Annotated in this window: 21 protein-coding genes; 4 read left to right on the forward strand and 17 right to left on the reverse strand. The window is 47.3% G+C overall.

The window, feature by feature from the left end; translation table 11 throughout:
• Position 1: 1 nt before the first annotated feature.
• The 4 genes from CWI73_RS03500 to rnhB form a co-directional block, all read right to left on the reverse strand.
• Positions 2–1,204: a multidrug effflux MFS transporter gene (locus tag CWI73_RS03500; protein ID WP_126751564.1), complete on the reverse strand. Its 1,203-nt coding sequence runs from the start codon at positions 1,202–1,204 to the stop codon at positions 2–4.
• Positions 1,204–3,012, reverse strand: coding sequence for a bifunctional metallophosphatase/5'-nucleotidase (locus CWI73_RS03505; protein ID WP_241968813.1), 1,809 nt, complete (start codon positions 3,010–3,012; stop codon positions 1,204–1,206). The genes CWI73_RS03500 and CWI73_RS03505 overlap by 1 nt, the downstream gene beginning before the upstream one ends.
• A 27-nt stretch (positions 3,013–3,039) precedes the next feature.
• Complete coding sequence (locus CWI73_RS03510) at positions 3,040–3,975, reverse strand: isopenicillin N synthase family dioxygenase (RefSeq protein WP_126751566.1); 936 nt, start codon at positions 3,973–3,975, stop codon at positions 3,040–3,042.
• 69 nt (positions 3,976–4,044) lie between these two features.
• Positions 4,045–4,608: a ribonuclease HII gene (rnhB, locus tag CWI73_RS03515; RefSeq protein WP_126751567.1), complete on the reverse strand. Its 564-nt coding sequence runs from the start codon at positions 4,606–4,608 to the stop codon at positions 4,045–4,047.
• A 100-nt stretch (positions 4,609–4,708) separates the two neighbouring features.
• Between rnhB and CWI73_RS03520 the strand changes: the two genes are divergently transcribed.
• A complete protein-coding gene (locus CWI73_RS03520) occupies positions 4,709–6,280 on the forward strand; it encodes an AbgT family transporter (protein WP_126751568.1) in 1,572 nt (523 codons plus the stop codon).
• 50 nt (positions 6,281–6,330) lie between these two features.
• Here the strand turns inward: CWI73_RS03520 and CWI73_RS03525 are convergent, their stop codons facing one another.
• Positions 6,331–7,623 carry a methyl-accepting chemotaxis protein gene (locus CWI73_RS03525; RefSeq protein ID WP_126751569.1) on the reverse strand — a complete coding sequence of 431 codons (1,293 nt, stop codon included), beginning with the start codon at positions 7,621–7,623 and terminating at the stop codon, positions 6,331–6,333.
• A gap of 124 nt (positions 7,624–7,747) precedes the next feature.
• Complete coding sequence (locus tag CWI73_RS03530) at positions 7,748–8,161, reverse strand: VOC family protein (protein ID WP_126751570.1); 414 nt, start codon at positions 8,159–8,161, stop codon at positions 7,748–7,750.
• Between the two features lie 63 nt (positions 8,162–8,224).
• Here CWI73_RS03530 and CWI73_RS03535 point away from each other — a divergent pair, with 63 nt between their 5' ends.
• Together CWI73_RS03535 and CWI73_RS03540 are read left to right on the forward strand one after the other, a co-directional pair.
• Positions 8,225–8,638: a DUF3293 domain-containing protein gene (locus CWI73_RS03535; protein ID WP_126751571.1), complete on the forward strand. Its 414-nt coding sequence runs from the start codon at positions 8,225–8,227 to the stop codon at positions 8,636–8,638.
• Positions 8,586–9,560: a DMT family transporter gene (locus CWI73_RS03540; RefSeq protein ID WP_126751572.1), complete on the forward strand. Its 975-nt coding sequence runs from the start codon at positions 8,586–8,588 to the stop codon at positions 9,558–9,560. Before CWI73_RS03535 ends, CWI73_RS03540 begins: the two co-directional genes overlap by 53 nt.
• On the opposite strand, the gene CWI73_RS03545 is transcribed toward CWI73_RS03540, so the two are convergent.
• The 9 genes from CWI73_RS03545 to CWI73_RS03585 all read right to left on the reverse strand — a co-directional run bounded on the left by CWI73_RS03545 (position 9,550) and on the right by CWI73_RS03585 (position 23,295).
• Complete coding sequence (locus CWI73_RS03545; RefSeq protein WP_126751573.1) at positions 9,550–10,605, reverse strand: endonuclease/exonuclease/phosphatase family protein; 1,056 nt, start codon at positions 10,603–10,605, stop codon at positions 9,550–9,552. The genes CWI73_RS03540 and CWI73_RS03545 overlap by 11 nt on opposite strands.
• Positions 10,606–10,983: 378 nt before the next feature.
• Positions 10,984–12,570, reverse strand: a complete 1,587-nt coding sequence (locus tag CWI73_RS03550) for a dihydrolipoyllysine-residue acetyltransferase (protein ID WP_126751574.1) — start codon at positions 12,568–12,570, stop codon at positions 10,984–10,986.
• A 12-nt stretch (positions 12,571–12,582) separates the two neighbouring features.
• Positions 12,583–13,560, reverse strand: a complete 978-nt coding sequence (locus CWI73_RS03555) for an alpha-ketoacid dehydrogenase subunit beta (protein WP_126751575.1) — start codon at positions 13,558–13,560, stop codon at positions 12,583–12,585.
• The gene (locus tag CWI73_RS03560) at positions 13,560–14,747 is read right to left on the reverse strand and encodes a thiamine pyrophosphate-dependent dehydrogenase E1 component subunit alpha (protein WP_126751576.1); all 1,188 of its coding nucleotides are present in this window, start codon (positions 14,745–14,747) and stop codon (positions 13,560–13,562) included. Before CWI73_RS03560 ends, CWI73_RS03555 begins: the two co-directional genes overlap by 1 nt.
• 159 nt (positions 14,748–14,906) lie before the next feature.
• Positions 14,907–15,938, reverse strand: coding sequence for a succinylglutamate desuccinylase (gene astE / locus CWI73_RS03565; RefSeq protein WP_126751577.1), 1,032 nt, complete (start codon positions 15,936–15,938; stop codon positions 14,907–14,909).
• A 9-nt stretch (positions 15,939–15,947) separates the two neighbouring features.
• Positions 15,948–16,661 (reverse strand): DUF599 domain-containing protein, encoded by a 714-nt coding sequence (locus CWI73_RS03570; protein WP_126751578.1) that lies wholly within the window; start codon positions 16,659–16,661, stop codon positions 15,948–15,950.
• A gap of 123 nt (positions 16,662–16,784) precedes the next feature.
• Entirely contained in the window at positions 16,785–19,961 is a 3,177-nt protein-coding gene (locus tag CWI73_RS03575; protein WP_126751579.1) for an efflux RND transporter permease subunit, read from the reverse strand.
• Positions 19,962–19,966: 5 nt separating this feature from the next.
• Entirely contained in the window at positions 19,967–21,187 is a 1,221-nt protein-coding gene (locus tag CWI73_RS03580; protein ID WP_126751788.1) for an efflux RND transporter periplasmic adaptor subunit, read from the reverse strand.
• Between the two features lie 140 nt (positions 21,188–21,327).
• Complete coding sequence (locus CWI73_RS03585; RefSeq protein ID WP_126751580.1) at positions 21,328–23,295, reverse strand: monovalent cation:proton antiporter family protein; 1,968 nt, start codon at positions 23,293–23,295, stop codon at positions 21,328–21,330.
• Between the two features lie 158 nt (positions 23,296–23,453).
• Between CWI73_RS03585 and CWI73_RS03590 the strand changes: the two genes are divergently transcribed.
• Positions 23,454–24,353: a GGDEF domain-containing protein gene (locus tag CWI73_RS03590; RefSeq protein ID WP_126751581.1), complete on the forward strand. Its 900-nt coding sequence runs from the start codon at positions 23,454–23,456 to the stop codon at positions 24,351–24,353.
• Here the strand turns inward: CWI73_RS03590 and tilS are convergent.
• Together tilS and accA are read right to left on the reverse strand one after the other, a co-directional pair.
• Positions 24,350–25,687 (reverse strand): tRNA lysidine(34) synthetase TilS, encoded by a 1,338-nt coding sequence (gene tilS, locus CWI73_RS03595; protein WP_126751582.1) that lies wholly within the window; start codon positions 25,685–25,687, stop codon positions 24,350–24,352. The genes CWI73_RS03590 and tilS overlap by 4 nt on opposite strands.
• Before the next feature lie 5 nt (positions 25,688–25,692).
• Positions 25,693–26,649: an acetyl-CoA carboxylase carboxyl transferase subunit alpha gene (gene accA, locus CWI73_RS03600; RefSeq protein WP_058578840.1), complete on the reverse strand. Its 957-nt coding sequence runs from the start codon at positions 26,647–26,649 to the stop codon at positions 25,693–25,695.
• Positions 26,650–26,657 lie beyond the last annotated feature (8 nt).

A 26,657-nucleotide genomic window follows, 5' to 3' on the forward strand; every position in this document is an offset into this window, starting at 1 on the left:
CTTATTCCGGCCGGCGCATTACGCGGTATGCAATAACCGCTAATAAGCCGGCCACGCCTATCACCCACGCCATTGCGTAATCAGTAAAACTCCCTGCCTGACTGACGCCGGCCGATACCAACCCCGCAATTAAAAACTGTAAGCTACCAGTAACCGCTGATGCGGAGCCCGCCCGCTCCTGTTGCTCTGCCAACGCTCCCGCCATAGCATTAGGAAAGACTAAGCCAAGCGTTGATATATAAGCAAATAAAGGCAGCAAAATGCCCCAGAAGCTTGCATGAATATACGCCATAACGCACATAATAGTCGAAACAATGGCCAGTATCGGCAAAGAGACATTCAGTATTTTTCGTGAGGAATGATATTTCAGTAACCAGCCATTGAGCTGAGAAAAACCGATAATGCCAATAGCATTCACACCAAATAACCAACTGTAGTGCGTTGGATCCAACCCGAAAATTTCAATAAACATTTTCGGCGAGCCGGTGATATAGGCGAACAGCCCGGACTGAGCAATAGCACCTGTCAGTGAGTAGCGCAAAAAGGAAGGATCCCGAAAGACTGCCCAATAGGTTGTTCCGGTATGGCGCATACGTACATCGTAACGTCGCCCTCGTGTTTCCGGCAGCACAAAGTGAATAGTCACTGCGGAAGCAACCCCCAGGGCAGCAACAATGAGAAAGAGTGCTCGCCAGCCCATCCATTCGGTAATATAAGCGCCGAATAATGGTGCCAAAATAGGCGCAACACCCATAATCAGAATTAGAAACGAAAAGACTCGAGCTGAAGCTTGCGGCGTATAGAGATCACGCACGACAGCCCGGGCAATAACAATCCCCGCGCAGGCTCCAATAGCCTGAAAGAATCGCAGCACAATCAACCACTGAATGTCCGGTGCATAAGCACAGGCAACGGAAGTAACAACATAAATTGCCAAACCGATATACAGCGGGTTCTTACGGCCAAACTTATCCGTTGCCGTGCCGTACAGTAGTTGCCCTATAAACAAGCCAAAGAAAAATGCGGTCAGTGATAGCTCAACGTGGTGCGTGTCGGTCGCGTAGTCACTGGCAATCGCGCTAAACGCCGGCAAATACATATCAATAGACAACGGCGCAAACGCGGTAAGTAACGCCAGAATGACAACAATAAAATCGAATCTGGCGTTATCGGAGACCGGTCTTGGCTCAAACGAGTGAGCCATTATTGAGCCTCTACAGGCGTATATGACTGAGTTGCAAACTCCTCAGGTCGTTGCAGAACCTCTTGAGCTCTGGCGTAATTCACCAGTGACTCAGCATAATCAATACCGGTATTACGGGCGCGGCCTCGTTCACTAACACGGTAAAATGTATCCCAACCGTCCTGGCCGCCGGCAATAAAACTGTTTGTTACCAAGATATAAGTTGCTCTGGCCGACATGGGCTGCCAGCTCTGGCTGCCTTTATCCCACACTTCCAGGTTAGATACGCGGGAGCCGGTTTCTTCGGTTAAATCGACTGAATAACGAATGCCGGCACCGTAAGGATATGCGCCTTGAGAGCCACCATCAGAAACAGCATAGGCTAAAGCTTCTTCCATTGCTTGTTTAAACTCAGACCCGGTCAGCTCTAGTTTCACTAAGGTATTTGCGAACGGTAATACGGTAAAAGCATCCCCAACAGTAAAGTCGCCTTCTGAAATATCTGAGCGCACCCCACCACCGTTTTGAATTGCAAAGTCGGCTTCGGGTACCGAGTGTAGAAAGGCTTCCGCAACCACTCGGTGAGCGCCTGAGCTGATTACCTGCGCACAGCCAGCACGACGGTTTCTATCAACTTGTTGAGAGCAAATTTGCTGAGGTACGTCCGCAATAACCTCTGCTGAAAAATCGTCAACTTTGCTTCGATAGTCTTCTAATATGGACTGAAGCTCGGCATCGGGCTCAACGAAGCTATAAACACCACTCTCTTTTAATGCAGTTTTAATCGGCTCATAGGTCGTCACAATACCATCTGTCACCTGAATATCTTCGCCCAATAAGTAATGAGGCCGCCCACCACACGCTGCGATTTTATCGCCATCAAACTCAGCTTTTAGTTCACCAACCACCAGCGAGTACTGGTAGGCGTGAGCAATACACACTTTGTCACCATCCGCATTGGTTAGTTCTGTCGGATACGGTCCGGCGGCAGTCATACCAAACTCACTAAAATCACCGAGTAAGGTATGCGAGTCACCACCAATAATTACATCGACGCCGGGCAACTGTTTAACCAGTTCCTTGTCGCGCTCATATTGAATGTGGGTGAGCAAAACAATTTTCTCAACGCCCTGGCGCTGAACTTCGGCAATGTATTTTTGCGCCGTCTCAAGTTCGTCTAAAAACTCGGTGCTTCGGTCTGGCTGAGAAGACTTTTTTGTTTTACTGGCAATGGTTAAACCAATAATTGCCACCTCTTCACCACCACTCTCAACAATGGTGTAAGGCTTAAACATTTGCCACTCGTTGTCTGGTGTCAGTGGCGACTCACCCACCTCAGGCTTAATGTTGGCACTTAACTTGGCGGTTTGGCACTGCCCGGTACCTAACTGCTGCAGGAACTTGGCAAGGCCAGCATCGCCGGTGTCAAATTCATGGTTACCAATAGTGAAGGCATCAAAACAAACGTTATTCATCATGCGGGCATCGGCTTCACTGCCAAACAGCGTGAAATACAAACTACCTGTCACCGCATCACCGGCATGCAGGGTAAGAACATTATCATTAGCCGTTCGCAGCGCTTTTATCTGCGCGCCAACACGTGGAAAGCCTCCGGCTTCTACCTGCCACTCCTGGTCCGCCCATGCCAGCGTTTGCTGTTTGGCGTCTAAGGTTGAGTGGTGATCATTAACGTGCAGCACTGTCAGCTCAAAACTCTCATTTTGGGGCCCTTGCTCTGGTGTTGATGCACAGCTCAGTAATGCAACAGAGCCGAACGCAATAGCAGCACCACGCACCAACTGACTCAAAAGACGCTTGTTCTTATTCACCTGCATACTCCTTAGTGTCGATTGCTATTAGTCTTTAATAAGACCAATTTCACGCAAACGCTGCATTAAATAATCATCCGCCGTAATGGGTTCGTCACGCTGCGGGTTCTCAACCGTAATACAGCTTTCCAGCGGCGTTATCATTACGTCCGGATTAAAGTGTAAAAAGAACGGAATAGAGTAACGCGACTTCTCATTGTAAGGCGCAGGCGGATTAACCACACGGTGCGTAGTCGAGGGCAACACATGGTTTGTTAAACGCTGTAGCATATCACCCACGTTACAAATAATGGCACCTTCAATAATGGTTACCGGCACCCAGCTACCGTCTTTCGCCAGAACTTCCAGACCCGGCTCTCTTGAGCCAACTAATAAGGTCAGAACGTTGATATCTTCATGTGCGCCTGCCCGCACCGACGGTGTATCTTCATCAATAATAGGCGGATAATGCAGAGGGCGCAAAATTGAGTTGCCGTTATTCACCTTGTCGCGGAAAAAGTCTTTTGGCTGACCCAAGTAAACGGCCAGTGCATCTAACACCTGGTTACCCAGCTTATCCAGTGCTTCATAGATAGCCAGCATGTCGTCTTTAAACTTTGGTAACTCTTCTGGCCAAACATTCGGTAACAGCTGCGGATAAGCCGGCGTACCTTCCACTTCGCGGCCAACATGCCAAAATTCTTTTAAGTCCACATGCTCTGCGTCTTTCGCTATTTCAGTACCAAAGGGTGTATAGCCGCGAGCGCCACCTTCTCCCGGACGGTGGTATTGCTTTTTAACCTCATCCGGCAATGCGAATAACTCACGACAAGTGTCTAGCGCACGTTCTATAAGCGCTGTATCAACACCGTGTTGCGTTAACGCAATAAAGCCATACTTTTCATAGCCTTGGCCAACATCCTGAGTAAATGCATCAAACTTATCGTGATAACGTCGCATATCGACGTGCGGAATAGACTGCATGGTGGCGTTCCAACTTATTAATTTAGGAAAACGGAAAGAGCCCCGTATTTTAGGGCTTAGACAACAAAATCACAAGTTAGCCAGCGCCTCTCGAACCGGCTTGTAGTCACGTCGGTGAATGGGGCAAGGTCCATATTTCTTCAGCAGTTCAATGTGGCGCGCTGTTCCGTAAGCCTTGTGCTTATTAAATTCATACTGCGGGTAGCGTTCGTGCCATTCCAGCATCTGTCTGTCACGCTCCACTTTCGCCAAAATTGACGCAGCGGCAATGCTTTCTTCACGAGCGTCACCACCGACAATAGCTTCGGCGGGTACCGTCAATTCGGGCACTCGGTTACCGTCAATCAGCACTTTACTCGGCGCTACCGGCAACGCTTCTACTGAACGCTGCATAGCTTTCATGGTCGCCCAGAGTATATTTATTTGTTCAATCTCGTCAGGGTCTGACTGCGCTATTGCCCAATACAGCGCCTTTTCCTTTATCTCGATGCTGAGCTTCTCGCGCTTCTTCTCACTCAGCTTCTTTGAGTCATTAAGCCCCTCAATGGGACGTTCAGGATCAAGAATAACCGCAGCGGCAACAACGGGTCCTGCAATAGGACCTCTGCCCGCTTCATCGACACCACAAATCATGAGGAAATTTTCACCTTGTTGCTTTGTTCATACGCCAAATAATGGTTATGATACCTGCGCATAATAATTACACCAATAAAATAACAATCGGGAATACATCATGGCTCAATCTCCACAACCGGACCGTTCGCAAAAGGAAAAGCCGAACAGTCTGCTCAACCGAATGCTCGACGGCGTAGAAAAAATCGGCAATAAGCTTCCTGATCCGGCCGTTATGTTCTTCGGCTTACTCATTATTGTTTGGGTAATGTCCTGGGCTATGTCAGGCGTTAGTTTTGACGAAACTCATCCACTAACCGGTGAGGCTATTAGCGTCACCAACTTGCTCAGCGGCCCTGAAATAACGGCGTTTTTAGCCAACATGGTCGATACCTTTATGGGCTTTGCGCCGTTAGGCGTTGTATTGCTGGCAATGCTGGGTGTCGGTGTAGCTGAACGCTCAGGTTATATCGACGTAGCCATTAAGCTTATGCTGAACGTAACGCCAAAAACCTTACTCACACCAATGCTTATTTTGGTGGCAATTGTCAGTCACACTGCAGTCGACGCTGGTTACGTGTTGGTTATTCCACTTGGCGGCGTTATTTTCTATGCCGCAGGGCGTCATCCACTGGCGGGTATTGCAGCGGCATTCGCCGGGGTTTCCGGTGGTTTCAGTGCTAACTTTGTACCTTCCGCCATTGACCCCTTACTGCAAGGCTTTACTCAAAGCGCGGCGCAAATTATTGATTCTGATATTCAGCTGAACCCGTTGAATAACTACTTCTTTACGGCGGCGTCTTCCATTGTGGTAGTGGCTATTGGTTGGTTCCTGACCGACAAAGTGGTTGAGCCGCGTCTGCGCGGTGCTGAAATCGACGGCCACCCTGACGATATGCCGGCAGTTGATGATGTGTCCCCGCGTGATCGTAAAGCGTTTTACGCGGCTTCTCTCACCATGCTTGCTGGTATTGTATTACTGTACTTCGCAGCAACAGCTGAAAACTCGCCGCTGGCCGATCCACAAACGGGTGAACTTGCCTCTCTGGGCGCACCACTCATGGGTATGATTGTCCCATTAATTTTCCTGCTGTTTATTATTCCCGGCATTGTTCACGGATACGTGTCAGGTAACTTTACGAACTCACAAGACGTTATCGGGGCAATGAGTAAGTCGATGGAAGGCATGGCTTACTATATGGTCATGGCATTCTTCTGTGCGCTGTTTATAAAGGCTTTTGGTGACTCTCAGCTGGGAACACTTATTTCAGTAAAAGGCGCGAACTTCCTTGCCAGCCTTGAATTGTCAGGCGGCGTTACCATGGTGGGAATTGTCTTCTTGGTCGCGTTTATCAATTTATTCGTTGGTTCAGCGTCGGCTAAGTGGGCACTTATTTCACCTATTTTTGTGCCTATGCTTATGCAACTGGGTTACTCACCCGATTTAACGCAAGCGGCTTACCGTGTGGGCGACTCGTCCAGTAACATCATTACTCCGTTACTGCCGTATTTCCCTCTGGTTGTGGTTTACTGCCAGCGCTACGTTAAGAAGACCGGTATAGGCACGCTAGTTTCCATGATGCTGCCCTACACAGTCTCACTGCTGGTGCTGTGGTCGGCCTTCCTGGTTATCTACTGGACTCTTGGCATTCCTTTGGGTTTCCAGGCTAGTTATACCTACCCGGCAGGTTAAAAGTCTTGTTGCAAATGAACATAAAGCCAGTGCCTTGCGTACTGGCTTTTTTATAGATGGCTAACGGCGTTAACGACATTGGTTGCGCCTTCGTCTATTTCATCCATTATGGCTTTCACTTTTTCAATTTGCTCCTGCCCACGCTTTGCCATTTCCTGAATATCATCAATAGACAACGAAATAGCTTCCGATACTTCTGAGCTGCGCTGCATAACGCCCGATATCTCGCTTGTTGCCTGCGTCGTTCTGGTTGCCAAATTTCTTACTTCGTCAGCAACGACAGCAAACCCGCGCCCATGCTCACCCGCCCTGGCCGCTTCAATCGCCGCATTTAATGCCAGAAGATTTGTTTGTTCAGCTAGTGCATTAATGGTTTTAACAATGTCTTCAATACTAATGGCCTGCTCTTGTAACTGCTCAATAATAGCGTCGGTTTTCTGGCTTTTGGTCAGAATTTCATTAGAGGTTTCCACAGAAACATCAATAGACGCTTTACCGTCTTTCACTATCATGGCTGTTTGCTGAGACGTCGAATACGCAATTTCTGCAGCTTCTGTGGTCTGTTGGGCTTTTAACACCCGTTCGGTAATATCGCTGGCAAACTTAATGACTTTTACAACTCGACCATTACTGTCAAAAATTGGGTTATAACTGGCTTCCAGCCAAACCGGTTGCCCGTGCTTACTAACACGCTTAAAACGCCCGGTTTTGAACTCACCTTTGCCAAGTTCACGCCAAAAGCTCGGGTTTTCATCGTAAAAGCTTTGCTCACAAAACAGCTTATGGTGCTTGCCAGTAATATCGCTAAGCGAATAACCCACGGTGTTTAGAAAGTTATCATTTGCCCAGGTAATGACTCCGTCAGGTGAAAACTCAATAGTCGCCATTGACTTATTAATTGCCGTATTAATGGCGGCCTGCTGCTCTAAGGCGGTGACTTCGTCAGTGACATCACTGGCAATTTTCGTAATGAAAACAACCTCGCCTTTCTCGTTTTTAACAGGAAAGTACGTCGCTTCTAACCAAATAATGTCGCCATTACTGCGAATACGCTTAAATCGCTCATGCTGTGACTTACCCTCTGCCAGCTGCTGCCAAAACGTTCGATACGCCTGAGAAGACGAATAACTCGGTTCACAAAACATTTCGTGATGTTTAGAGATAACATCATCGAGACCATATCCCATGGTTTCCAGAAACTGATTATTGGCATTTAAAACATAGCCCTGAGGGGTAAAGTCAATACGCGCAACATTACTGTCAATGGCATCCATTAACTGTTTATATTGCGACAGCTCTTCAGTGGTTTTAGCGAGCTGGTGTTTTGTTTTAGCGCAAAGCATTAAGGAATTCCTACAACAAACAAAGAACTTTTGAATGCTGTAGTTTACGCTTTGCTGGTCTAATCAGATCAAAAAACTATCAGTTTTAGAATGAATACTCGCAGTTTATTGATCTTCATCAAATTTAGGCAGTCCAAGCCGGATTCCAGGTAACTTCCCAAATATGGCCGTCCGGATCTTTGAAGAAACCGCCGTAGCCACCCCAAAATAAGTCTCTAGCCTCATGAAGAATGGTTGCTCCTGCCAATTTTGCTTCCTTCATAACTGCATCAACTTCAGAGCGGTAACTGACATTATGGCTCAGCAGCACCTCATTGGCATTTTTAGCGACATCAACACCCATTTCAGCAGCAATGCTTTTACGCGGCCACAAAGCCAGTCTCAAACCACTAGGCAGTTTAAAGAAAGCAACAGCACCGTTTTCAAAGTCCTCACCGACAATGCCATTTGTTTCCCAGCCTAAACCTTCCTGATAAAAAGCGAGTGCGCGCTTTAAGTCATCGACTCCCAGCGTAATAACACTGATACTCGGGTTCATAGAATCTCACTGCCTCAAAAGTTAAACTCTTACTTTAATTAACGCTTAAGTGATGGTCAAAGTATGGACGCAACACTGCTGGAACATTATAAAAATACCGACTACTGGTTTGTTGTGAATGACCGAAAAGTCACGTTATCGGTAGGCAGCACCAATAGCGATTTTAATACACTGTGTCATGGCTTCAATTACAAAACAGGGGCGTTTATCACCGCTTTTAACCCTCAGAGTCAACAATTCTCCCTTCAGGAGAACCGAGAAAGAAACCAACAGTTAGAAGCTGAATTGGTGGGTTTTAAAGGCACTCGATACTTTTACGGAGCCGGTCAGGATCGTAGCCTTCAATGGCCAGCCGAAGAAAGTTTTATGGTTTTTGGTGCGCAACAGCAAACAGTTATTGACCTCGCCCGCCGATATCAGCAGAATGCCTTTCTTTGGATTGAATACCGACACGCTGCAGTACTCATCGACGTATGAGTTAAGGGGGGCACCATGCCATCACACCATAGCCGCTGATAAAATCGCGTTTATCTACGCCCTTATTGCCGTTTTATTATGGTCGACGGTCGCTACGGCGTTTAAAATCACACTAGAGTACATGACGCCATTACAAATGGTGACAGCCGCCAGTGTCGTTTCCTTTACTGTTCTAAGCTTGGTCTGTGTGATTCAGAAAAAGTCTCACTTGTTACTGCTTGAGCTGCGGAAAATGCCCTTGTACTACGTACTAATGGGGCTTATTAACCCTCTTATTTACTATTTAGTGCTTTTTCAAGCTTATAAACTGCTACCTGCCTCCGAAGCTCAGCCCCTGAATTACACATGGGCAATAGCACTCAGTATTATGGCAGCCCTGTTTTTAAAGCAGCATATCCGTCGTCGCGACTGGGTCGCCTGCGCACTGGGTTATTTTGGAGTGCTAGTTATAGCGACCCGCGGTGACTTATTAGGGCTAAGCTTTAGCAACCCCTGGGGTGTTTTACTAGCTTTAATATCAACCTTCCTGTGGGCCGGATACTGGATACTCAACACCCGACGTAATGCGGACTCAGTCGTTAGCCTGGTCTTGTCCTTTGGCTTAGCATTGCCAATTTTAATTGTTGCCAGCTTTGTCTGGAGCGACTGGTCGAACATACCCTGGCAAGGCTGGGCAGCTGTCAGTTATGTCGGATTATTTGAAATGGGTATTACCTTTCTGTTTTGGCTAAAAGCCATGAAAACAGCCACCAACACCGCACTTATTAGCAACCTGATATTTATATCGCCGTTTATTTCACTGCTGCTACTATCAGCGATTATTGGCGAAACCATTTATGTCAGTACTATTGTAGGCTTAGCACTCATCATTGCTGGTTTATTAGTGCAGCGGCTTCACTTTAAGAAAAAGCTTAAGCCATAGCCTTTTTGACAATTTCATCCGCCGCTTCTTTGTCCTCTTCGTCAGGCGAAGGGCCGTCATTAATACCATTTTCACCAGGCGAGAGAGCCAGTTCCGTTAGCAGAGGAAAATGATCAGACCCAAAGCCAGGCAGTCGCGTCATTGAAACCAGTGCAAAATGGTGGCTATGAAAAATATGATCGAGCGGCCAGCGAGCAAACCAATAGTCCGCGTGAAACGTGTTAAACATGCCCCGTCCCACCCGCGGGTCCAATAAGCCACTTAGCTTTCGAAAAAGCAATGTCGTTCTCGACCAGGCCACATCGTTCAAGTCGCCAGTGACTATAGTCGGATGCTTCTCAGGCTCTACATGTTTCGCAACTAACAGGAGCTCACCATCACGCTCCTCCGACTCCTCATTTTCCGTTGGACTCGGCGGCGCCGGATGCACAAAGTGCGCTTTCACTTTTTGCCCGGTCGGTAACTCAATAAAGCAATGTATCGACGGCTTATCGTCCTCAATTAAGTATTCAACGCTAACGTCGGACAACGGCAATCTCGAATAAAGATGCATACCATAGAGATTATCCAGAGGCACTTTAACCGTATGAGGGTAATTCTCTTCAATAGCCTCTAACTGTTTACCCCACCATGCATCCGACTCAAGCGTTACCAGGACGTCCGGCGTATAGTCCCGAACTAGCTTAATAAGGCCACCGCTGTTACGGTTAGGCGTCAGCACATTCGCCGTCATCACCCGAAGCCGAGCCCCTGCCTCGCCTGCATCAACCGCTACCACTTCTTTCGGAAATAAAGCCGTATAAGGCACCACCCACCACAGCTGACAAACAAGACAGCCAATAATAAGCCCCATAGCCACCGCAGTGACCGACGTCCAGTCACGTATAACCACAAAGCCAACTATCAACAGCACACCTAGCACCACCGAAAGCTGTAACCTGGGAAAGTCCAACCCGCGAATCCACCAAACCTGCGACCACGACAACGGCGCTAACGTCAGCACAGCCAGTAATATCGCTAAAGAAAGGTAAATAATTTCAAACATCTTGGCTCTCTATGCTTTTCAGATAAGAAAACCATAGCACAGCTATAGAAAATAAGGGGAAAGGAAGTGTTAAGCTTGGTGGAGCTCCTACGGATAGCGTGCTCCGCTTGGAGTCAAAACCCTCTGATACAGGAGACGCAACAAGCCCTCATGGATGAGAGGGTTTTAACTCTATGCGCTACGCCCACAACCCGTAGGATCTGCTAGCTTTATTTAACTTACTGAACGCAGATGTAGATAGCCAGAAACAAAAAAAGAGTTAGGCGTAAGTTAAGAAACTGTGTGACGCCAAGGATGGCGTCACTCAAGCCCCCAAGGAAGGGTTCACGGCGTGTTTCTTAACTTTCCTAACTCTTAGTTTCTGGCTCTTCCGTTATCTCAGACCATGTTAACCAGCATGCTGGTTGGGTCTTCGAGGTATTCCTGCCAGAGCTTGTTGAAGCGAGCAATGGTGCCGCCGTCGATAATACGATGGTCGCCTGACCAGCTTACCGTCATTATCTTACGAGCTACCACGTTGCCGTTTTCGTCAAAGCGCGGTAATTCCTGCACTTTACCTAAGGCAACAATGGCTGCTTCCGGCTTATTAATGATAGGTGTTGCCACCGTACCGCCGATAACACCAATGTTCGAAATGCTAATAGTACCGCCTTTCATATCAGCCTGAGGCACTTTGCCTTCTCGAGCAGCTTGAGTCAGACGAGTCACTTCATTGGCCACATCGATAATACTCTTGTTCTGTACCTGCTTTACGTTAGGCACTAACAAGCCAATTTTGGTGTCGACTGCCATGCCGATATTGTGGTCATCAAAGTAAGTAATTTCAGTGCAGTCTTCGTTCACCTGCGCATTCATTACCGGGAACTCTTTTAGTGCCAGCGACAGAGCTTTAATAAAGAACGGCATGACAGTTAAGCGTACGCCTTTCTCTTTGTATTGCTCTTTCAGCTTTTCACGCAGCGCAATCAGGTTCGTAACGTCAAACTCATCAGCATAAGTGAAGTGCGGAATAGTGCTAACAGAATTCATCATCTGCTTAGCCATAGCCGCTTTTACGCCACGAATAGCTTCGGTACGCGTGCCGCCGCTAGTCGCTGCTGGCTGCTGAGTCGGCTTGCTGTCCGTGCTGGTTGCAGCACTTTGACCACCCGACTTGAAGGCTTCAATGTCTTTTTTCAAGACACGACCTTTCTTACCAGAGCCAGGAACGTCAGCGATATTAATGTCATTCTCGCGAGCTAAGCGACGTACTGCCGGACTGGCAATAGCTTTGCCCTGACGTGCATTAACTGGCGGTTCCGCTTCTGCTTTTGCAGCTGCCTGCGGCTTAGACTCAGCACTGTTCTGCGACGAGCTGCCCGAAGCAGTCTCGCCAGAGCCTGAAGCCTGAGCGCCACCGGCTGGCTGCAAGGCAAATAAAGGCTTATGTACTTCGGCGATATCACCTTTTTTGTGATACAGCTTAACGACTTTACCATCATCTTTCGCTGGAATCTCAACCGTGGCTTTATCAGTCATAACCTCAACCACGGGCTGGTCTTCTTTCACTTCATCGCCTTCAGAAACTAACCACTCAACGATTTCACACTCAACAATACCTTCACCGATATCCGGTAAAATAAAGTCAGTGGTTTCGCCGCCAGTTGCCTGGTTACTATCTGGCTTGCTGTCAGATTTTGGCGCTTCTTTCTCAGCCGTTTTTTCTTCAGCAGCATCACTTGAATCGCCCGCAGCATTAATGCGGAATAACGGCTCGTGGACTTTAGCAATATCGCCTTTTTGGTAATACAGCTTTTCAACCACGCCGTCGTCTTTCGCCGGTATCTCAACCATGGCTTTGTCAGTCATGACCTCAACAACGGGCTGATCTTCTTTAACTTCGTCGCCTTCGGCTACCAGCCACTCAACGATTTCGCACTCTACGATCCCTTCGCCGATATCGGGCAGAATAAAATCTTTACTCATGTCGATGGGTCCTTAGTAGTTCATTGAGCGTTTGATGGCTTCGTAGATCTTCAAGTGATCAGCCATATACTCTTTCTCGTGACACAACGGATACGGCACATCAATACCTGATACACGCGCGATGGGTGACTCAAGGTATAAGAAGCACTTATCCTGCACCGTTGCAGCAATTTCGCTGGCAAAACCACCGGTAATCGGGGCTTCCTGAGAAATAACCAAACGTCCGGTTTTCAGTACGGACTGAGTGACAGTTTCAACGTCCCACGGCAAAATAGTCCGTAAGTCGATCACTTCACAAGACACACCGTCTTCTTCGGCTTTCTCGACCGCTTTTTCGGTCATTTCCATCTGTGCGCCCCAGCCCAGTACGGTAATATCCGTACCTTCTTTAACGATGTCGGCTTTACCTAATGGAATAGTGTATTCTTCTTCAGGAACCTCACCCGTCGATGCACGATACAGGCGCTTCGGCTCCATAAATAACACCGGGTTTTTATCAAAAATGGCGCTCAGCAATAGACCCTTAGCTTCGTAAGGATTACGCGGCGTCACAATTTTCATACCCGGGGTATGAGCAAAATACGCTTCCGGTGACTGCGAGTGGTAGTGACCACCAGCAATACCACCACCGTATGGTGTACGAATGGTTAAACCGCCTACATCAAACTCGTTGCCTGAGCGGTAACGGAATTTAGCCGACTCGTTAACGATTTGGTCAAATGCCGGGAATATATAGTCACCAAACTGAATTTCAGCAACCGCATAGCTACCTTGTGAAGCCAGACCGTTAGCAAAGCCAATGATTCCCTGCTCAACCAGTGGTGTATTAAAGTTGCGGTGCTTGCCGTATTTTTCGGTCAAACCTGAGGTTGCGCGGAATACGCCACCAAAGCCACCGGTGTCTTCACCAAAACTGTAAACATTGTCGTGTTTGGCCATCGCCAGGTCGAGTGCGCTGTTGATGGCTTGTAATAAATTCATTTTAGCCATTAGTCGATTCTCCCTGACGTTTTCGGATACGCATCCGGATACTTACGGATATGCTCTTTCAACTCTTCCAATTGCTCTTTCAGCAATGGCGTCGGTTCGTCATATACGTCATTAATCAGTTCATCGATATGTGGCGCAGGTACTTTTTCGGCTTCTTTTAATGCCGCCAGAACCTTCGCTTTTACTTCTGCATGATGCTCTTCAACATGGTCTTTATCCAACCAGCCTTCGTTCATCATCCATTTTTGCAGACGATCAAGCGGATCTTTTACTTTCCAGTCGTCTTCTTCTTCGCGCGTACGATAGCCCGTTGGGTCGTCCGACGTTGAGTGACCCGACATACGATAAGACATGGCTTCAATCAGTACAGGCTCGTTCTCTTCTACCGCTAAGCGACGTGCTTCCTGTGTCGCTCTTAGTACCGCAAATACGTCGTTACCGTCGATACGGATGGTTTTCATGCCATAACCAATACCGCGTGGTGCAATGCCATCACCGCCATACTGCTCGCCTTGCGCCGGCGTTGAAATGGCGTAACCATTGTTACGACAGAAGAAAATAACCGGCACTTTGTAAACCGATGCCATGTTCAAGGCAGCGTGGAAGTCACCTTCAGAAGCAGCACCTTCGCCGAAATAGCAAATGGTACACTTGCCGGTTTTATCCATCTTCTGCCCGAACGCATAACCGGTCGCTTGTGGAATTTGCGTACCCAGCGGCGAAGAAATGGTCATAAAGTTTAAGTCAGCACAGCCATAGTGAACTGGCATTTGGCGACCTTTACCTAAGTCTTTTTCGTTCGAGAACAACTGGTTCATGAACTGCTCAACGGTAAAGCCACGGTACGCCAACGCACCCTGCTCGCGATACTGCCCCATGATCATATCGCCGTCATCTAATGCGGCCGCAGAAGCGACACTTTCAGCCTCTTCACCGCGCGAAGCCAGATAGAAGCTAATACGCCCCTGACGCTGCGCGGCAATCATGCGCTCGTCCAACGTACGAATGAACTGCATGGTGTCGTGAATTTTAACGATAAGGTCTTTATCGTACTCAGGCATGTCAGCGCCTTTATGGAAGCTACCGTCCTCTTTGAGGATCTGTAGCATCGGAATTGTGACCGACTCACCGTCAAACCATTGCGGCTTAGTCACAATCTCTGTGTTGTGTTTTTTATCCTTTGCCATAACCTTCTCTTTCGGTTGCAAGCTGGGTGAAATTTGCCGCTACTTTACCTTTACGTAAAGTGACATGCAAACCACAAACTAACGAAAAGTTAACGCAGTAAGTGTAAATAGAAACGAACAGGATTAACAATAAAGCCTGACTACTTAGACCAGTTTGGGCTACTCCAATTCGAGTGATTCCGTTGGCACTCTCACGACAGTCAGTAAGGCTCTTTGTCCCAAAGCAACCTTGGCGTTCGGGAAAATAATATGCTCGCCGTCATGCTGTGCGTAAAGGTTTTCATCACCGTCTCGCGCCAGTAAGTCGCCCTTGTCAAAAGACGTAAAGTTAGCCACATCGTCTGCAAAGTTAAGCTCAAAATCTTCATTCATGCGATTAATTGTCTGAGCTTCTTTAAAGATAAAGTGTTTACCAGGCTCGAACGGGCCAAAGTCGAGCGAGTCTTCGCTAATTAACCGACGTAGCGTTTTCTCTGCAGCAGCGAACTTCGAACGGTCGTTCTCGCCAAACGGGCGTACTTTACCTAACTCAACAGTAAACGCGTGCGCGTTAAATTCATTCACGCTGAAGTAGGAGAACGTAGTTGTCGGTGCTTGATTCAGCAACACCGTATCCACGCCGCAGGCTAATAAAAACTGAAGCTGGTGTTTGTTATAAGGCTTCCCATGAGTAAATGGGTACACAGCAAACTTCTCACGCTTTGAATCACGTATGGCAGTGTGTAAATCGTAGTGCAGTCGCTCTCGCTCGCCTTCTGGCGACGTTTCATAAAAGCGCTTCACATACTGTTCTATTTTCGCCGCACGCTCACGCTCTTTGTTGTGCGCTTTACCATTACTGTGCGCACCGCTGAACAACCGGTTCATGTTTTCTTCAACGAAGCGTTCGCCTTTATTAATAGACGCCGGGTTCGCAATCAAAAATAAGGTTCTATGAATGACTGTCTGCTTTTCAGTGATAATGTCATTAATAATATCGCGGCATATTTCAATAGGAGCGGTTTCATTACCGTGTACCGCACAAGACAAGACGATATCTTTTTTACCAGGCTTTGGTGGCGTAACTTCTAAAACACCGCTGTCCCATATTGACAGAGTTACACCGTTATTCAGTTTCTTTTTCTGAGTCTCTTCACTGCCCCACTCGTTGGCGCATGTCCAACCTAAAAAGTCCTCAAATGCCTTATTCAAACCAAACTCCTATGATTTTTTACCAGGTACGAAACCTTTTGTTGCCAACAACTCACGCAATACTCGAGAGCGATACTCACGACGATAGAGAACAGCAACAACAATGAGACTTGAAACAACTAACATTGCCGGATGCAAGAACCACGATAAGTACGCTAATGCAAAATAGTAAGTTCGCAGTCCTTTGTTGTATTCATGTCCAGACTGATCCAACACTTTTGCAGCGTGGCGGGCAAAGCGGTCGCGCTCTTCCTGCGTTTTACTCTCTTTATGATACTCAACCGATGCGCCGAGTAGCACTGAGACAAAACCAAATTGCCGAATAGACCAGGTGAATTTGAAAAACGCATATACAAATATGAGCGCCAGCACTGCCAGTTTAAATTGAACTAACAGCGCATTAGTGTCCGGACTCAATGGAATTTCATTTAAAACTGTCACAACTTCCTCAGCATGAGCTAACACGGTAATCACACCGGCCATTACAAGCACAGTAGAGGAAGCAAAAAAAGTCACCGTTCGCTCAACGTTACCAATAAGCGAAGCGTCAGCAACTTGGTTTTCCTTATTTACAACCGTCGTAAACCAGTCAATTCGCAAAGAGCACAAGATGCTCGACAAGCAATGGGTTGTCTTAGCGCGCTTTCGGGCAAAAAGAGAGTAGCCTATCCAGCAAAAGAAGAACAAGGCCAACGCAAAAATATCAAGGAATGACAGCAGCATGTAAATGACTCGAAGCCTCAAATAGTGTCTTAAAATTTATAACATCAAGTTTACCAGTTTATGACAGCACATACGACAAAGCCGGAGCATTTTGCTCCGGCTTTGTCTTCTTCTGACTTAAAGCTAATAGTCTTTTAATGCTTCTTCTGTCGTCATATCTTTTGGCTCCGGTGGCTTCGCCAGTCCATACCAGGATAAAAACGACTGCGTATTGCGTTTTGCGTCCGCTAATATCAAATATAGGCATGGTATTAATAACAGCGTAATAATCGTCGCAAAAATAATACCGAACGCCAATGATATTGCCATTGGAATAACCAGCTTCGCCTGCATGCTCTTTTCAAGCACAATGGGTAGCAGGCCGAAGAAGGTTGTCAACGAGGTTAAGGTAATGGCACGGAAGCGACGGCAACCTGCATCTAATACCGCGTGTCGCAAGTCGGTACCCGCCTCTTTCGCCTTATTGACGTAGTCAACCATAACCAGACTGTCATTAACCACAACGCCAGACAGCGCGATGATACCAAACAGACTTAATATGCTGACCGGCATACCCAATATCCAGTGTCCAATAACCGCGCCGATAATACCGAAAGGAATAACCGACATGATAATAAGCGGCTGACTGTATGATTTCAGTGGAATCGCCATCAGTGCATACACGGCCAGCATTGCCAACAAGCCACCTAAAGCTAAAGAGTCTGTCGCTTCCGCTTCGTCCTGAGTCGCTCCTTGCAGCTTAAAGCCGACACTGGGATATTGGTCAAGAATGTCAGGTAACTTTTGCTCGCGTACTTCATTAACCACACGGAAAGGCTCAACACGATCTTTATTAACACGGGCACGCACATTCACCGAACGCTCACGGTCAATGCGCGTAATGGTCGAGTAACCTTCCGCAAACTCAATATCGGCCAACTCAGTGAATGGAATTTCAGCGCCGTCAGCCATACGCAACTTCATGTCTTGCAGGTTACCAACAGACTGTCGTTGCTCCTCCGGATAACGAACCATGACTTTCACTTCTTCGTCACCACGTTGTATCCGCTGCGCCTCAGCGCCGTAAAACGCATAACGCACCTGAGTCGCCAATTCCGCCAGATTAATGCCCATTGCTTCAGCTAACGGCTTGGTGGTCACCAGAATTTCGTCTTTGCCATCACCAAAAGTGTCTTCAATGTCAAAAACACCGTCGTACTCGCCTAGCACGGCTTTCAGCTCGTCGGCAGCCGCTTTCAGTTCATCAAGGTCATCACCCACTAACTGAAACTCAATGTCGAAGCCGCCACCGCCGCCTATACCACCCTGAAAGTTAATAGTGCGAACACCAGCTAACTCAGGCACCGACTCTCGCCACTGATTAACAATTTCATAGCCGTCGATATTGCGGTCTTCACCTTTCTTAAGCTCTGCGAAAACAGTACCAGCTTCGGTACCATTCATCCAGATATTGGTATGGCGCACCACACCATCGCCTTCAACGGCTTCGGTTTTCTCATCAACCTGAGCCAGACCTTTAGAAACGCTTTCCAGAACTTCAATCGTCCGCTCTTCCGAGGTACCCGGCTGCATTTCAACATTGGCCTGAATAAAGTCGCTTGGAATATCCGGGAAAAAGACCCAGCGAACAATACCGCCGCTCATAAGGCCTATCATTAGAATCATCATTCCGACAAAGGTCGCCAGAGTTGAGTAGCGATAATGCAAACACTTTTTCAAAAACGGACGGTAATACTTATAGACAAAGCGCTGAATTGCATCGGCAAACTTATTACGAAAACGCTGGAAACCATTCGGCTTCTCATTGCTGTCTTTAGAATACTTCATTTGGGCAATGTGCGCCGGGAGAATCCACTTTGACTCAATTAAAGAGAAAGCCAGCGCAATAATAACGACGTAAGCTATCGATTCCCAAATAGCCCCCATTCCGCCTTCGACCATCAGCATCGGAATAAAGGCCACCATTGTCGTTAGCACCCCGAAGGTCGCAGGAATCGCGACACGCTTGGCGCCGGCAACAACGTTATCGACACTCTTACCCTTCTCTTCTATTTCGGTATAGGCACTTTCCCCTATAACGATAGCGTCATCGACCACTATCCCGAGAACCAGTATGAACCCGAATAAGGAAATCATGTTGATAGACACATCAACCATTGGCAGCGGCAGTAACGCGATGGTTCCTAGGAAACACACCGGAATACCTATCATGACCCAGAATGCCAATCGCAACTGAAGGAAGAGAGACAGCATTAGGAATACCAACAAGCCACCAATCCACATGTTGTTTAGCATGAGATCCAATCGGCCCTGGAGGTAATAAGATGAATCACCCCACGACGCTAATTGAATTTCGTTCGGCAACTCCTTTTGCTTGCGATCGACATAATTTTTTACATACTCGGCAATTTTTAGGTCGTTTTGATCACCGACCGAATTGACCCGAATAAATGTGGCTGGCTTACCGTCAAAGCGCGTGAATGCCTCGGTTTCGACAAAACCATCTTCCACCGTTGCAATGTCATCCAAGGTTAAACGGGTACCGTCGGGGCGACTAATGAGAACAATTTTCTCAAATTCACTGCCATAGTACGCTTGGTTATTGGCACGCAAAAGAATGTCACCGTTGGGTGTTTTTATAGAGCCACCGGCTACATCTATGGAGGTGCCTCTAACGGCATTCACTATTTGCTGGAAGGTTAAACCGTAACGCTCGAGATCTTCCTGCGAAATTTCAACGGCAATTTCGTAGTCGCGTGCGCCAACCACCTCAACCTTAGTGATGCCGCCAACGCTTTTGAGCTCATCCCGAATGCTTTTCGCCAGCTCTTTGCGGGTTCGCTCGTTGGCGTCACCAAATACCGTCATCCAAATAACGTCTCGATTCGGTCTTACTCGATAAATATTCGGTTTTTCGATTTGTTGCGGAAAGTTGGGTATGGCATCGACAAGCATTTTAACCTCGTCCATGACCACCTGAACGTCATAGTCAGGCTCAACTTCCAGCGTGACACTACCGATTCCCTCACGAGATTGTGAGGTCATTTCCTCAATACCATCAACATCTTCAATGGCGTCCTCAATGAGCATGATGACACCCTGCTCAACTTCCTGCGGCGCAGCACCAGGGAAAGGCACTTGAATACTGATAATATTAAGTTCAATTTCAGGGAACATCTGCTTGCGAACAGTAAAGACCGACAGCGTGCCCGCAACCAGAATGACTATCATTAACAGGTTCGCAGCGACCGGATTATTCGCGAACCAAGCGATAATACCTTTTTGCTTTTCGTTTTCCATGACGCTTACTCACCTTGCTCGTTGTCGTTTGCGGCAACTGTGTCTTCATTTTTAGCGGAGGTTTCCATTTGCTCTGGCAGCGGGTCGCCTTCCAAGCGAACTTTCATGCCATTCAGCGCGTTTTTCAGCTGCGTCAGAACAACTAAGTCCCCCTCTTCAAGGCCTTCACTGACAATACTGGTGTTGGCTTGCGTGCGAATGACTTCAATCTCTTTCTTCTGGAGTTTGCGCTCATCGGCAACGGTCCAAACCGTTCCATCAGGGTTAATCGCATAGGTTGGAACTTCCATAACCCCGGTCACTTGTTGCCCTTCTACTTGCGCCTGCACAAAGCGACCAAAACGCAAAGGCTCTTCATGTGTTTGACCATTAAGGTTATAAGGGTCTTCAACCTGGACTACGCCGTAAATAACCCGGCTTGCTTCATCCAGCACGCCTTCCGTTCTAACCAGCTTTCCTAGCCACTGAGTATCAACACCAGATACCTGTGACTCTAGTAATACTTTAGGCTCTGTTTGCGACTCTTCCGGAAGGTTAAGGTAAGTAACATCCAGGTCACTAAGTGGCAAACGAATTTCAGCCACTTCTGTGCCAAACAAAGTAGCAATCTGCGTCCCGGCTCCGACAAACTGACCTAAATCAGCCTGTTTGCTACGCAGCACACTGTCGTAAGGGGCTTTAATGGTCGTGCGCTCTAGGTCGCGTTCTGCCATAGCCAGATTAGCCTCCGCTGACTCTAGCGCGGCTAATGCGCTGGCTAACTGAGGTTTACGTAAGCCCAGAGCAGGCGCTTCACCTTCGGTAAACTGAGACCATTCTTCTTCAGCCACCCGAGCCCGGGCTTTTTCTTCTTCCAACGCAGCTTGTGCTTGCAGCAACTGAGCGCGTGCTTGTTGAACGGCAACCTTATAGTCGGATGGGTCAATTTGCAGTAATGTCTCACCTTTTTTGAAAAAGCCACCGGCATTATATTTATCTGCAACATCAACAATTTGCCCACTGACTTCCGCCAGCAATGTCGTTGAGTATTTAGGGGTGGCGGAGCCTTGCGAGTCGACCAGGAAGGTCATGTCGCGGGCTTTTACTTCTTTAACTTCCACCATTACGGCAGGCTTTTGCTGCTGTTTCTTTTCAGGGGGCTTAGCAGCCATACTCGCTAACACAGCTAGCAGAATAGCCACAAGAATAATGAGAGGTGGTATAAAAGCGCGTTTTTTCAGTTTCATCACAGTTCGCTCAGCTTTAGTTAATTTTAAAATTTCTTATAGCGTTATTATCCGCCTAACAAATGTAAATTGTTAGACCTTAACTGTTGCGAACTGTGATTTTTCCCTAATAAGTTGTAACGGACTATTACAAAACCCGGTTATCCCTCCAATAACCAGCGTTCCGCCGCCTCTACATAGCGCGGCTTACCAACTAACAGGACCACATCTTGCGGTTCAAATTCGGTGGCATCATCAGGGTTTGGATATTCTTCGTCTTCTCGGCGTATTGCTTTAAGCTGAACGTTATGTTGCTCCCAGTCGAGAGAGGCTACTGTTTTGCCGTTAGCCCACGCGCCTTCCGGTAAAGTCACAGCACGCAAAAACTCCAGTTTATCGACCATTTCAGGACCCATATCGGTTTCTGAGCCCTGAAAAAAGCCGTGCATTTCACCATAGTGGTTACGACGCTCTTTATCCAGACGTGCCAAAATACGGCGAATAGGAATGCCGCTGTGGCTTAATACATGAGATATCAACATCAAACTCGCTTCAAGTGTGTCGGGTACCACCTGAGAAGCGCCGGCGTTTTGCAAAGCATTTAAGTTTTGGTCGTCTCTACTGCGCACAATGACATAGGCATTCGGGTTTAATAGCCGCAGCTCTTTTAAAACTTCCACCGCACGCGCATCGTCCGCAAAGCTGATAATAACCAAATCAACTTTTTCAGCACCAACCGCACGTAATATATCTTTTCGGGCGCTGTCACCAAAATAAACACGCGCACCGCCGGCCACCGCTTCCTGAACACGTAAAGGGTCGTTATCAACCGCAATGTGCGTAATCCCCTCAGCGTCCAGGAAGCGACTAATCGTCTGCCCGGTGCGCCCAAAGCCACAAATTAACACTTGGTTTTCAAGGCCATCGCCTTGCGGGGTGCGCTGGCTTTCAATTTGCTCAATGGGGTCGGGCGTGCGAATAATAGCGTCGACCAAAGGTTTCAGTCGGTGAATAATGATAGGTGTTATCGCCATACTGAAAACACCAATACCTATCATGCTGGTGACAATTTCCGGAGACAGCAAATTATGGTTATTTGCCAAAGCTACAATAACAAAGCCGAACTCCCCCATTTGGAAGAGCGATATTGCACTGCCCCAAGCGTCAGTGTCGCGCTCGCCCATAAGCCTTGCTACAGAGCTGATAATGGCTATTTTAACAATCGACATGACCAACACTGCGAGTAAAATCCAGTGCAGATTGTTTACAAACCCCGTTAATTGCAGCTGCATACCTATGGTGGTGAAAAACAGCCCCATTAAAATGTCACGAAACGGACGAATATCAGCTTCCAGCTGGTGCTTATATTGGCTTTCACCCAGCATCATTCCGGCTAAAAACGCTCCAAGCGCCATAGACAGACCGAATAAATGCGTCATACCACCGGCAACCAGCGCAACCAGCAGCGTTGCCAACACAAAAAGCTCGTCGGTTCTTTGCTTGGCGATTTCTTTAAACAGATAAGGTAATACCCACTTACCAACAGCCATCAGTACAGCAATAACCGCTGTACCTTTAGCCAACGCAATTAGTAAGGTGTATCCAATACTACCGGAATCTGAAGCTAACAACGGAATAATAATCAGTAAGGGGACAACAGCAATATCCTGGAATAGTAGAATGGCTACTGTCATTTGGCCTCGACGGGTGGCCGTTTGCGCGCTTTCTTTCAGCTGCTTAATAACCACGGCAGTTGACGACAACGCCAAAGCTCCGGCAATAGCCAGCGAAGCCGCCCACTCACCCAGCCACAAAAAACCGATGAGCATGAAGACAAGCAACGAACCAATAACTTGCGCAGCGCCCAGACCAAAAACCCAACGCCGCATTGCCATCATCTTAGGTAACGAAAACTCCAGGCCAAGTGAGAACAGCAGGAAAACAATACCCAGCTCGGCGACCAAATGATAATCATCAGGGTCTTTAATCCACCCCATAATTTCAGGGCCCGCGATAATGCCAGCAACAAGGTAAGCTAAAATTGCGGGTAGCTTAATTCTGCGGAATAACCACACAAGTACTACCGCCATTGCAAGTAACATTAATAAGCTGGAAAACGTCCCGTTCATTCAGTCCCTCATTTCTTAAGCGCCGCTGTCAAAATATTAACACTGTTTTGTTTCAGAAAAATTGATTTTATAACCATTTGATTTAATTGCACTTTAATTTATTGGCTCGAATTTTGCTTAAGTAGAAACAGATAGATTTCACTGGAGTTAAAAGGCAAATGTTAAGTAAAGCTGTAATTAGAGACCGGTTAAGCTCAGCTATTAACAAAACTCAGGCGTTAGTCAGCCAGCTCACCTCAAGTGAGGATATAAAGGCAAACTCGTCATCATTGACAGAGAAATTACAAACAACGCTGGATATTACTTCTATGCTGTCAATATACAGTCATGCTGTGCTCGAGCGCTTACCGGTAAAAGCCATGCAGTTTGTCTCCGATGACCAAGTCATTAACCTACACGGCCAATATGACGAAAGTAACTTTGAGTATGCTGTCATGCTTTACGCTGATGACCAATACCTGGGTCAAATGCTTTATCAGTTCAAACAACCTGCATCTTACGCGGTTAAGCTGCGCCTGGAGCAAATGCATAAGCAGCTAACCTTTCCTCTGAGTAATGCGATGGCTTACTCAAAAGTGCGCCAAGCCGCAGTAAAAGATCATCTAACTGGTGTTGGTAACCGTTCTCTGCTCGATGAAACTTTGGCACACATTACTGCTAAACTTAAACGTGCCCCTCAAAAAGATGTCAGTATCGTACTTATCGATATGGACAACTTTAAGCAGGTTAATGATAACTTCGGTCACCAACTTGGCGACGAAGTCTTAAAACAATTTGCGCAGCTCATAAAACATCAGCTTCGAGACACTGACCGTGTGTTCCGTTACGGCGGTGATGAGTTTGTGTTGGTATTGGAAGATACACCCAAAAGCCAGGTAAATGATATTATTGAACGTTTGGAAAAAGCGATTAGTCACGACTCAAAGTTAATGTCTTTGAATGTTGCTTTTAGTTCAGGCTCTTTGCAGATGGAAAGCTTTCACACAGCCGATGATGTCCTTGATGAAGTCGATAAACGCTTATACGAGGCTAAATCGCTGCGCTCTATAGCTAACTAAGAGTTGCTAAGCCATTCTAAAGTGGTTTGCCAGCTTGGACTTACTGTGGGTACACTATGACTTTCCGGCGCTGGAGTTAACCAGCCGGTAACGGGTGTCCAAACGTCATGCTCGTTGACCTGCAAAACAGGTACGCGTTGTCTTAACCAAGGCGCTAAGCCGCATTCTTTAAACCAGTCTGTCAGTTTTTTTCGTCCTTCTCTGCCGGGTTTACCTAACTTACCTTTTGGGTGAGTTAAGCTCACTGTAAGAGTCTCTGATTCTGTTATTACATCTTCCGCAATCTGCAGTATACCCCACTGGCCGAAGTGCGTTATTGGCTCCGAGATCGCCACGTCAGAGAACAGCTCAGGAACACCGTCATCAACCCAGAGCGCACTTTTAAAATAACGAACCGAATAGCCCTGGCAATTAATTGCCAGCTGCGTATCTAACCGAACATTCAAGCTTTGCCGGCGAATTTGTTCAAGTTGCTCGTAACTTGGCAAACTTTTGCCTAATTGCTGAAGCCAGGTACGCAATAGTGCTCGTTGCATTGCCGCCGATGTATTTTTAAGTAACGACAACGGGAAACAATCTGAACTTTGTGTCTGCTGTGCGGCATGCAATTTTTCCAAAAGGAGTTCATCCATGACGTCCTGTTGTTCCGCACAAAGTCTGGCAGAGCGTATAACACTCATACCAAAGTGTGGCCAGCGGTTTTCAAGCGTTGGAATAACCTCATGTCGTAAGAAGTTACGCTCTATTGTCGTATCGTAGTTGGTGTCGTCTTCTATCCAGGTAAGCTGGTGGTGCGCTGCGTACTCTAAAATTTCGTCCTTACTGGTTGTCAGTAACGGTCGACAGAGTGTGCGCTCGCCCTCCCAGGGCTGAATCTCGGCCATAGACGCCAAGCCTTTAGGACCACTGCCTCGCTTTAACTGCAACAAGAATGTTTCTATTTGATCATTCTTATGCTGACCTACCAGCAGCACGGCGTTTGGCTCTGTCAGCTCAGCCAGTCTTTTATAGCGAAGTTCGCGACCAATAGCTTCCTTGCTCACGCGAGTTTTCATCGGCACTTCAAGGGGCTCGAAAATGGTATCAATACCATAAGCTTTTGCCGCTTCATGAATAGTGTCAGACCACCGGCCTGAGTCGGGATGAAAGCTATGGTCCAGATGAATAGCTAAATATCGGTACTGTGGGTTGTCGCGCCGAAAGCGCATCAATAAGTCGAGGATAGTCTGTGAGTCAGCCCCGCCACCTAAAGCAGCAACAAGTTGCTGCCCTGGCTGCAGAGAGAGTTTATTAATAGCTGCTAAGAAACGCTCATAAAGCGCATCAGTCATCATTATACTTAGCAGTACCCAAACGACATCAGCTTTTTGTAACGCTGATCTAAGCGTTCAGACTTACTTAGCCCTTCCAGAGACTTAACGTCTGACAGAAGCTGTTTCTTCAAGCGAATCGCCATTTCTTCGGCATGACGGTGTGCTCCACCTAACGGTTCAGGTATAACGGCATCGATAAGTCCGAGCTCTTTACTGCGCTGTGCCGTAACACCCATAGCTTCTGCCGCCAATGGCGCTTTACTGGCACTTTTCCACAAAATGGATGCGCAACCTTCCGGTGAAATAACCGAGTAGGTGCTGTATTGCAACATATTCACTTTGTCGCCAACACCAATAGCTAAAGCACCGCCCGAGCCGCCTTCACCAATAACAGTGCAAATAATAGGTACATTTAGTCGCGACATAACTTTTAAGTTACGGGCAATAGCCTCGCTCTGGCCACGCTCTTCAGCACCAATACCTGGGTAGGCTCCTGGCGTATCAATAAAGGTAATAATCGGTAAATTGAAACGTTCAGCGGTTTCCATTAAACGCAGCGCTTTACGATAGCCTTCAGGTTTTGGCATACCAAAATTACGGCGAATTTTCTCTTTAGTCTCGCGACCTTTTTGCTGGCCAATCACCATAACAGGTTTGCCATCAAGACGAGCCATACCACCGACAATAGCTTCGTCATTTGCAAAGGTTCGGTCGCCCGCAAGCTCATCAAACTCGGTAAAAATCATCCGAATGTAGTCCAGTGTGTACGGACGCAGGGGATGGCGAGCAAGTTGCGCAACCTGCCAGGCACCTAAATCAGAAAAGATTTTCTCGGTGAGCTCCTGACTCTTCTTGGTTAAACGCTGAACTTCTTCTTCAATATTAATATCGAGCTCGCCGCGCTTGCCGACTGACTTTAACTCTTCAATCTGCGCTTCGAGCTCTGCTATTGGCTGTTCAAAATCCAGAAAATTAAGGCTCATTCGCTGTC

Source organism: Idiomarina piscisalsi (assembly GCF_003987095.1).
In the GTDB taxonomy this organism is placed as follows: domain Bacteria; phylum Pseudomonadota; class Gammaproteobacteria; order Enterobacterales; family Alteromonadaceae; genus Idiomarina; species Idiomarina piscisalsi.

Bases quoted from the DNA above. Each gene is read 5' to 3' on its own strand.
- CWI73_RS03500 (WP_126751564.1), bottom strand. From the start codon at position 1,204: ATGGCTCACTCGTTTGAGCCAAGACCGGTCTCCGATAACGCCAGATTC.
- CWI73_RS03510 (WP_126751566.1), bottom strand. From the start codon at position 3,975: ATGCAGTCTATTCCGCACGTCGATATGCGACGTTATCACGATAAGTTT.
- rnhB (WP_126751567.1), bottom strand. From the start codon at position 4,608: ATGATTTGTGGTGTCGATGAAGCGGGCAGAGGTCCTATTGCAGGACCC.
- CWI73_RS03520 (WP_126751568.1), top strand. From the start codon at position 4,709: ATGGCTCAATCTCCACAACCGGACCGTTCGCAAAAGGAAAAGCCGAAC.
- CWI73_RS03525 (WP_126751569.1), bottom strand. From the start codon at position 7,623: ATGCTTTGCGCTAAAACAAAACACCAGCTCGCTAAAACCACTGAAGAG.
- CWI73_RS03530 (WP_126751570.1), bottom strand. From the start codon at position 8,161: ATGAACCCGAGTATCAGTGTTATTACGCTGGGAGTCGATGACTTAAAG.
- CWI73_RS03535 (WP_126751571.1), top strand. From the start codon at position 8,225: ATGGACGCAACACTGCTGGAACATTATAAAAATACCGACTACTGGTTT.
- CWI73_RS03540 (WP_126751572.1), top strand. From the start codon at position 8,586: ATGCCTTTCTTTGGATTGAATACCGACACGCTGCAGTACTCATCGACG.
- CWI73_RS03545 (WP_126751573.1), bottom strand. From the start codon at position 10,605: ATGTTTGAAATTATTTACCTTTCTTTAGCGATATTACTGGCTGTGCTG.
- CWI73_RS03550 (WP_126751574.1), bottom strand. From the start codon at position 12,570: ATGAGTAAAGATTTTATTCTGCCCGATATCGGCGAAGGGATCGTAGAG.
- CWI73_RS03555 (WP_126751575.1), bottom strand. From the start codon at position 13,560: ATGGCTAAAATGAATTTATTACAAGCCATCAACAGCGCACTCGACCTG.
- CWI73_RS03560 (WP_126751576.1), bottom strand. From the start codon at position 14,747: ATGGCAAAGGATAAAAAACACAACACAGAGATTGTGACTAAGCCGCAA.
- CWI73_RS03570 (WP_126751578.1), bottom strand. From the start codon at position 16,661: ATGCTGCTGTCATTCCTTGATATTTTTGCGTTGGCCTTGTTCTTCTTT.
- CWI73_RS03575 (WP_126751579.1), bottom strand. From the start codon at position 19,961: ATGGAAAACGAAAAGCAAAAAGGTATTATCGCTTGGTTCGCGAATAAT.
- CWI73_RS03580 (WP_126751788.1), bottom strand. From the start codon at position 21,187: ATGAAACTGAAAAAACGCGCTTTTATACCACCTCTCATTATTCTTGTG.
- CWI73_RS03585 (WP_126751580.1), bottom strand. From the start codon at position 23,295: ATGAACGGGACGTTTTCCAGCTTATTAATGTTACTTGCAATGGCGGTA.
- CWI73_RS03590 (WP_126751581.1), top strand. From the start codon at position 23,454: ATGTTAAGTAAAGCTGTAATTAGAGACCGGTTAAGCTCAGCTATTAAC.
- tilS (WP_126751582.1), bottom strand. From the start codon at position 25,687: ATGATGACTGATGCGCTTTATGAGCGTTTCTTAGCAGCTATTAATAAA.
- accA (WP_058578840.1), bottom strand. From the start codon at position 26,649: ATGAGCCTTAATTTTCTGGATTTTGAACAGCCAATAGCAGAGCTCGAA.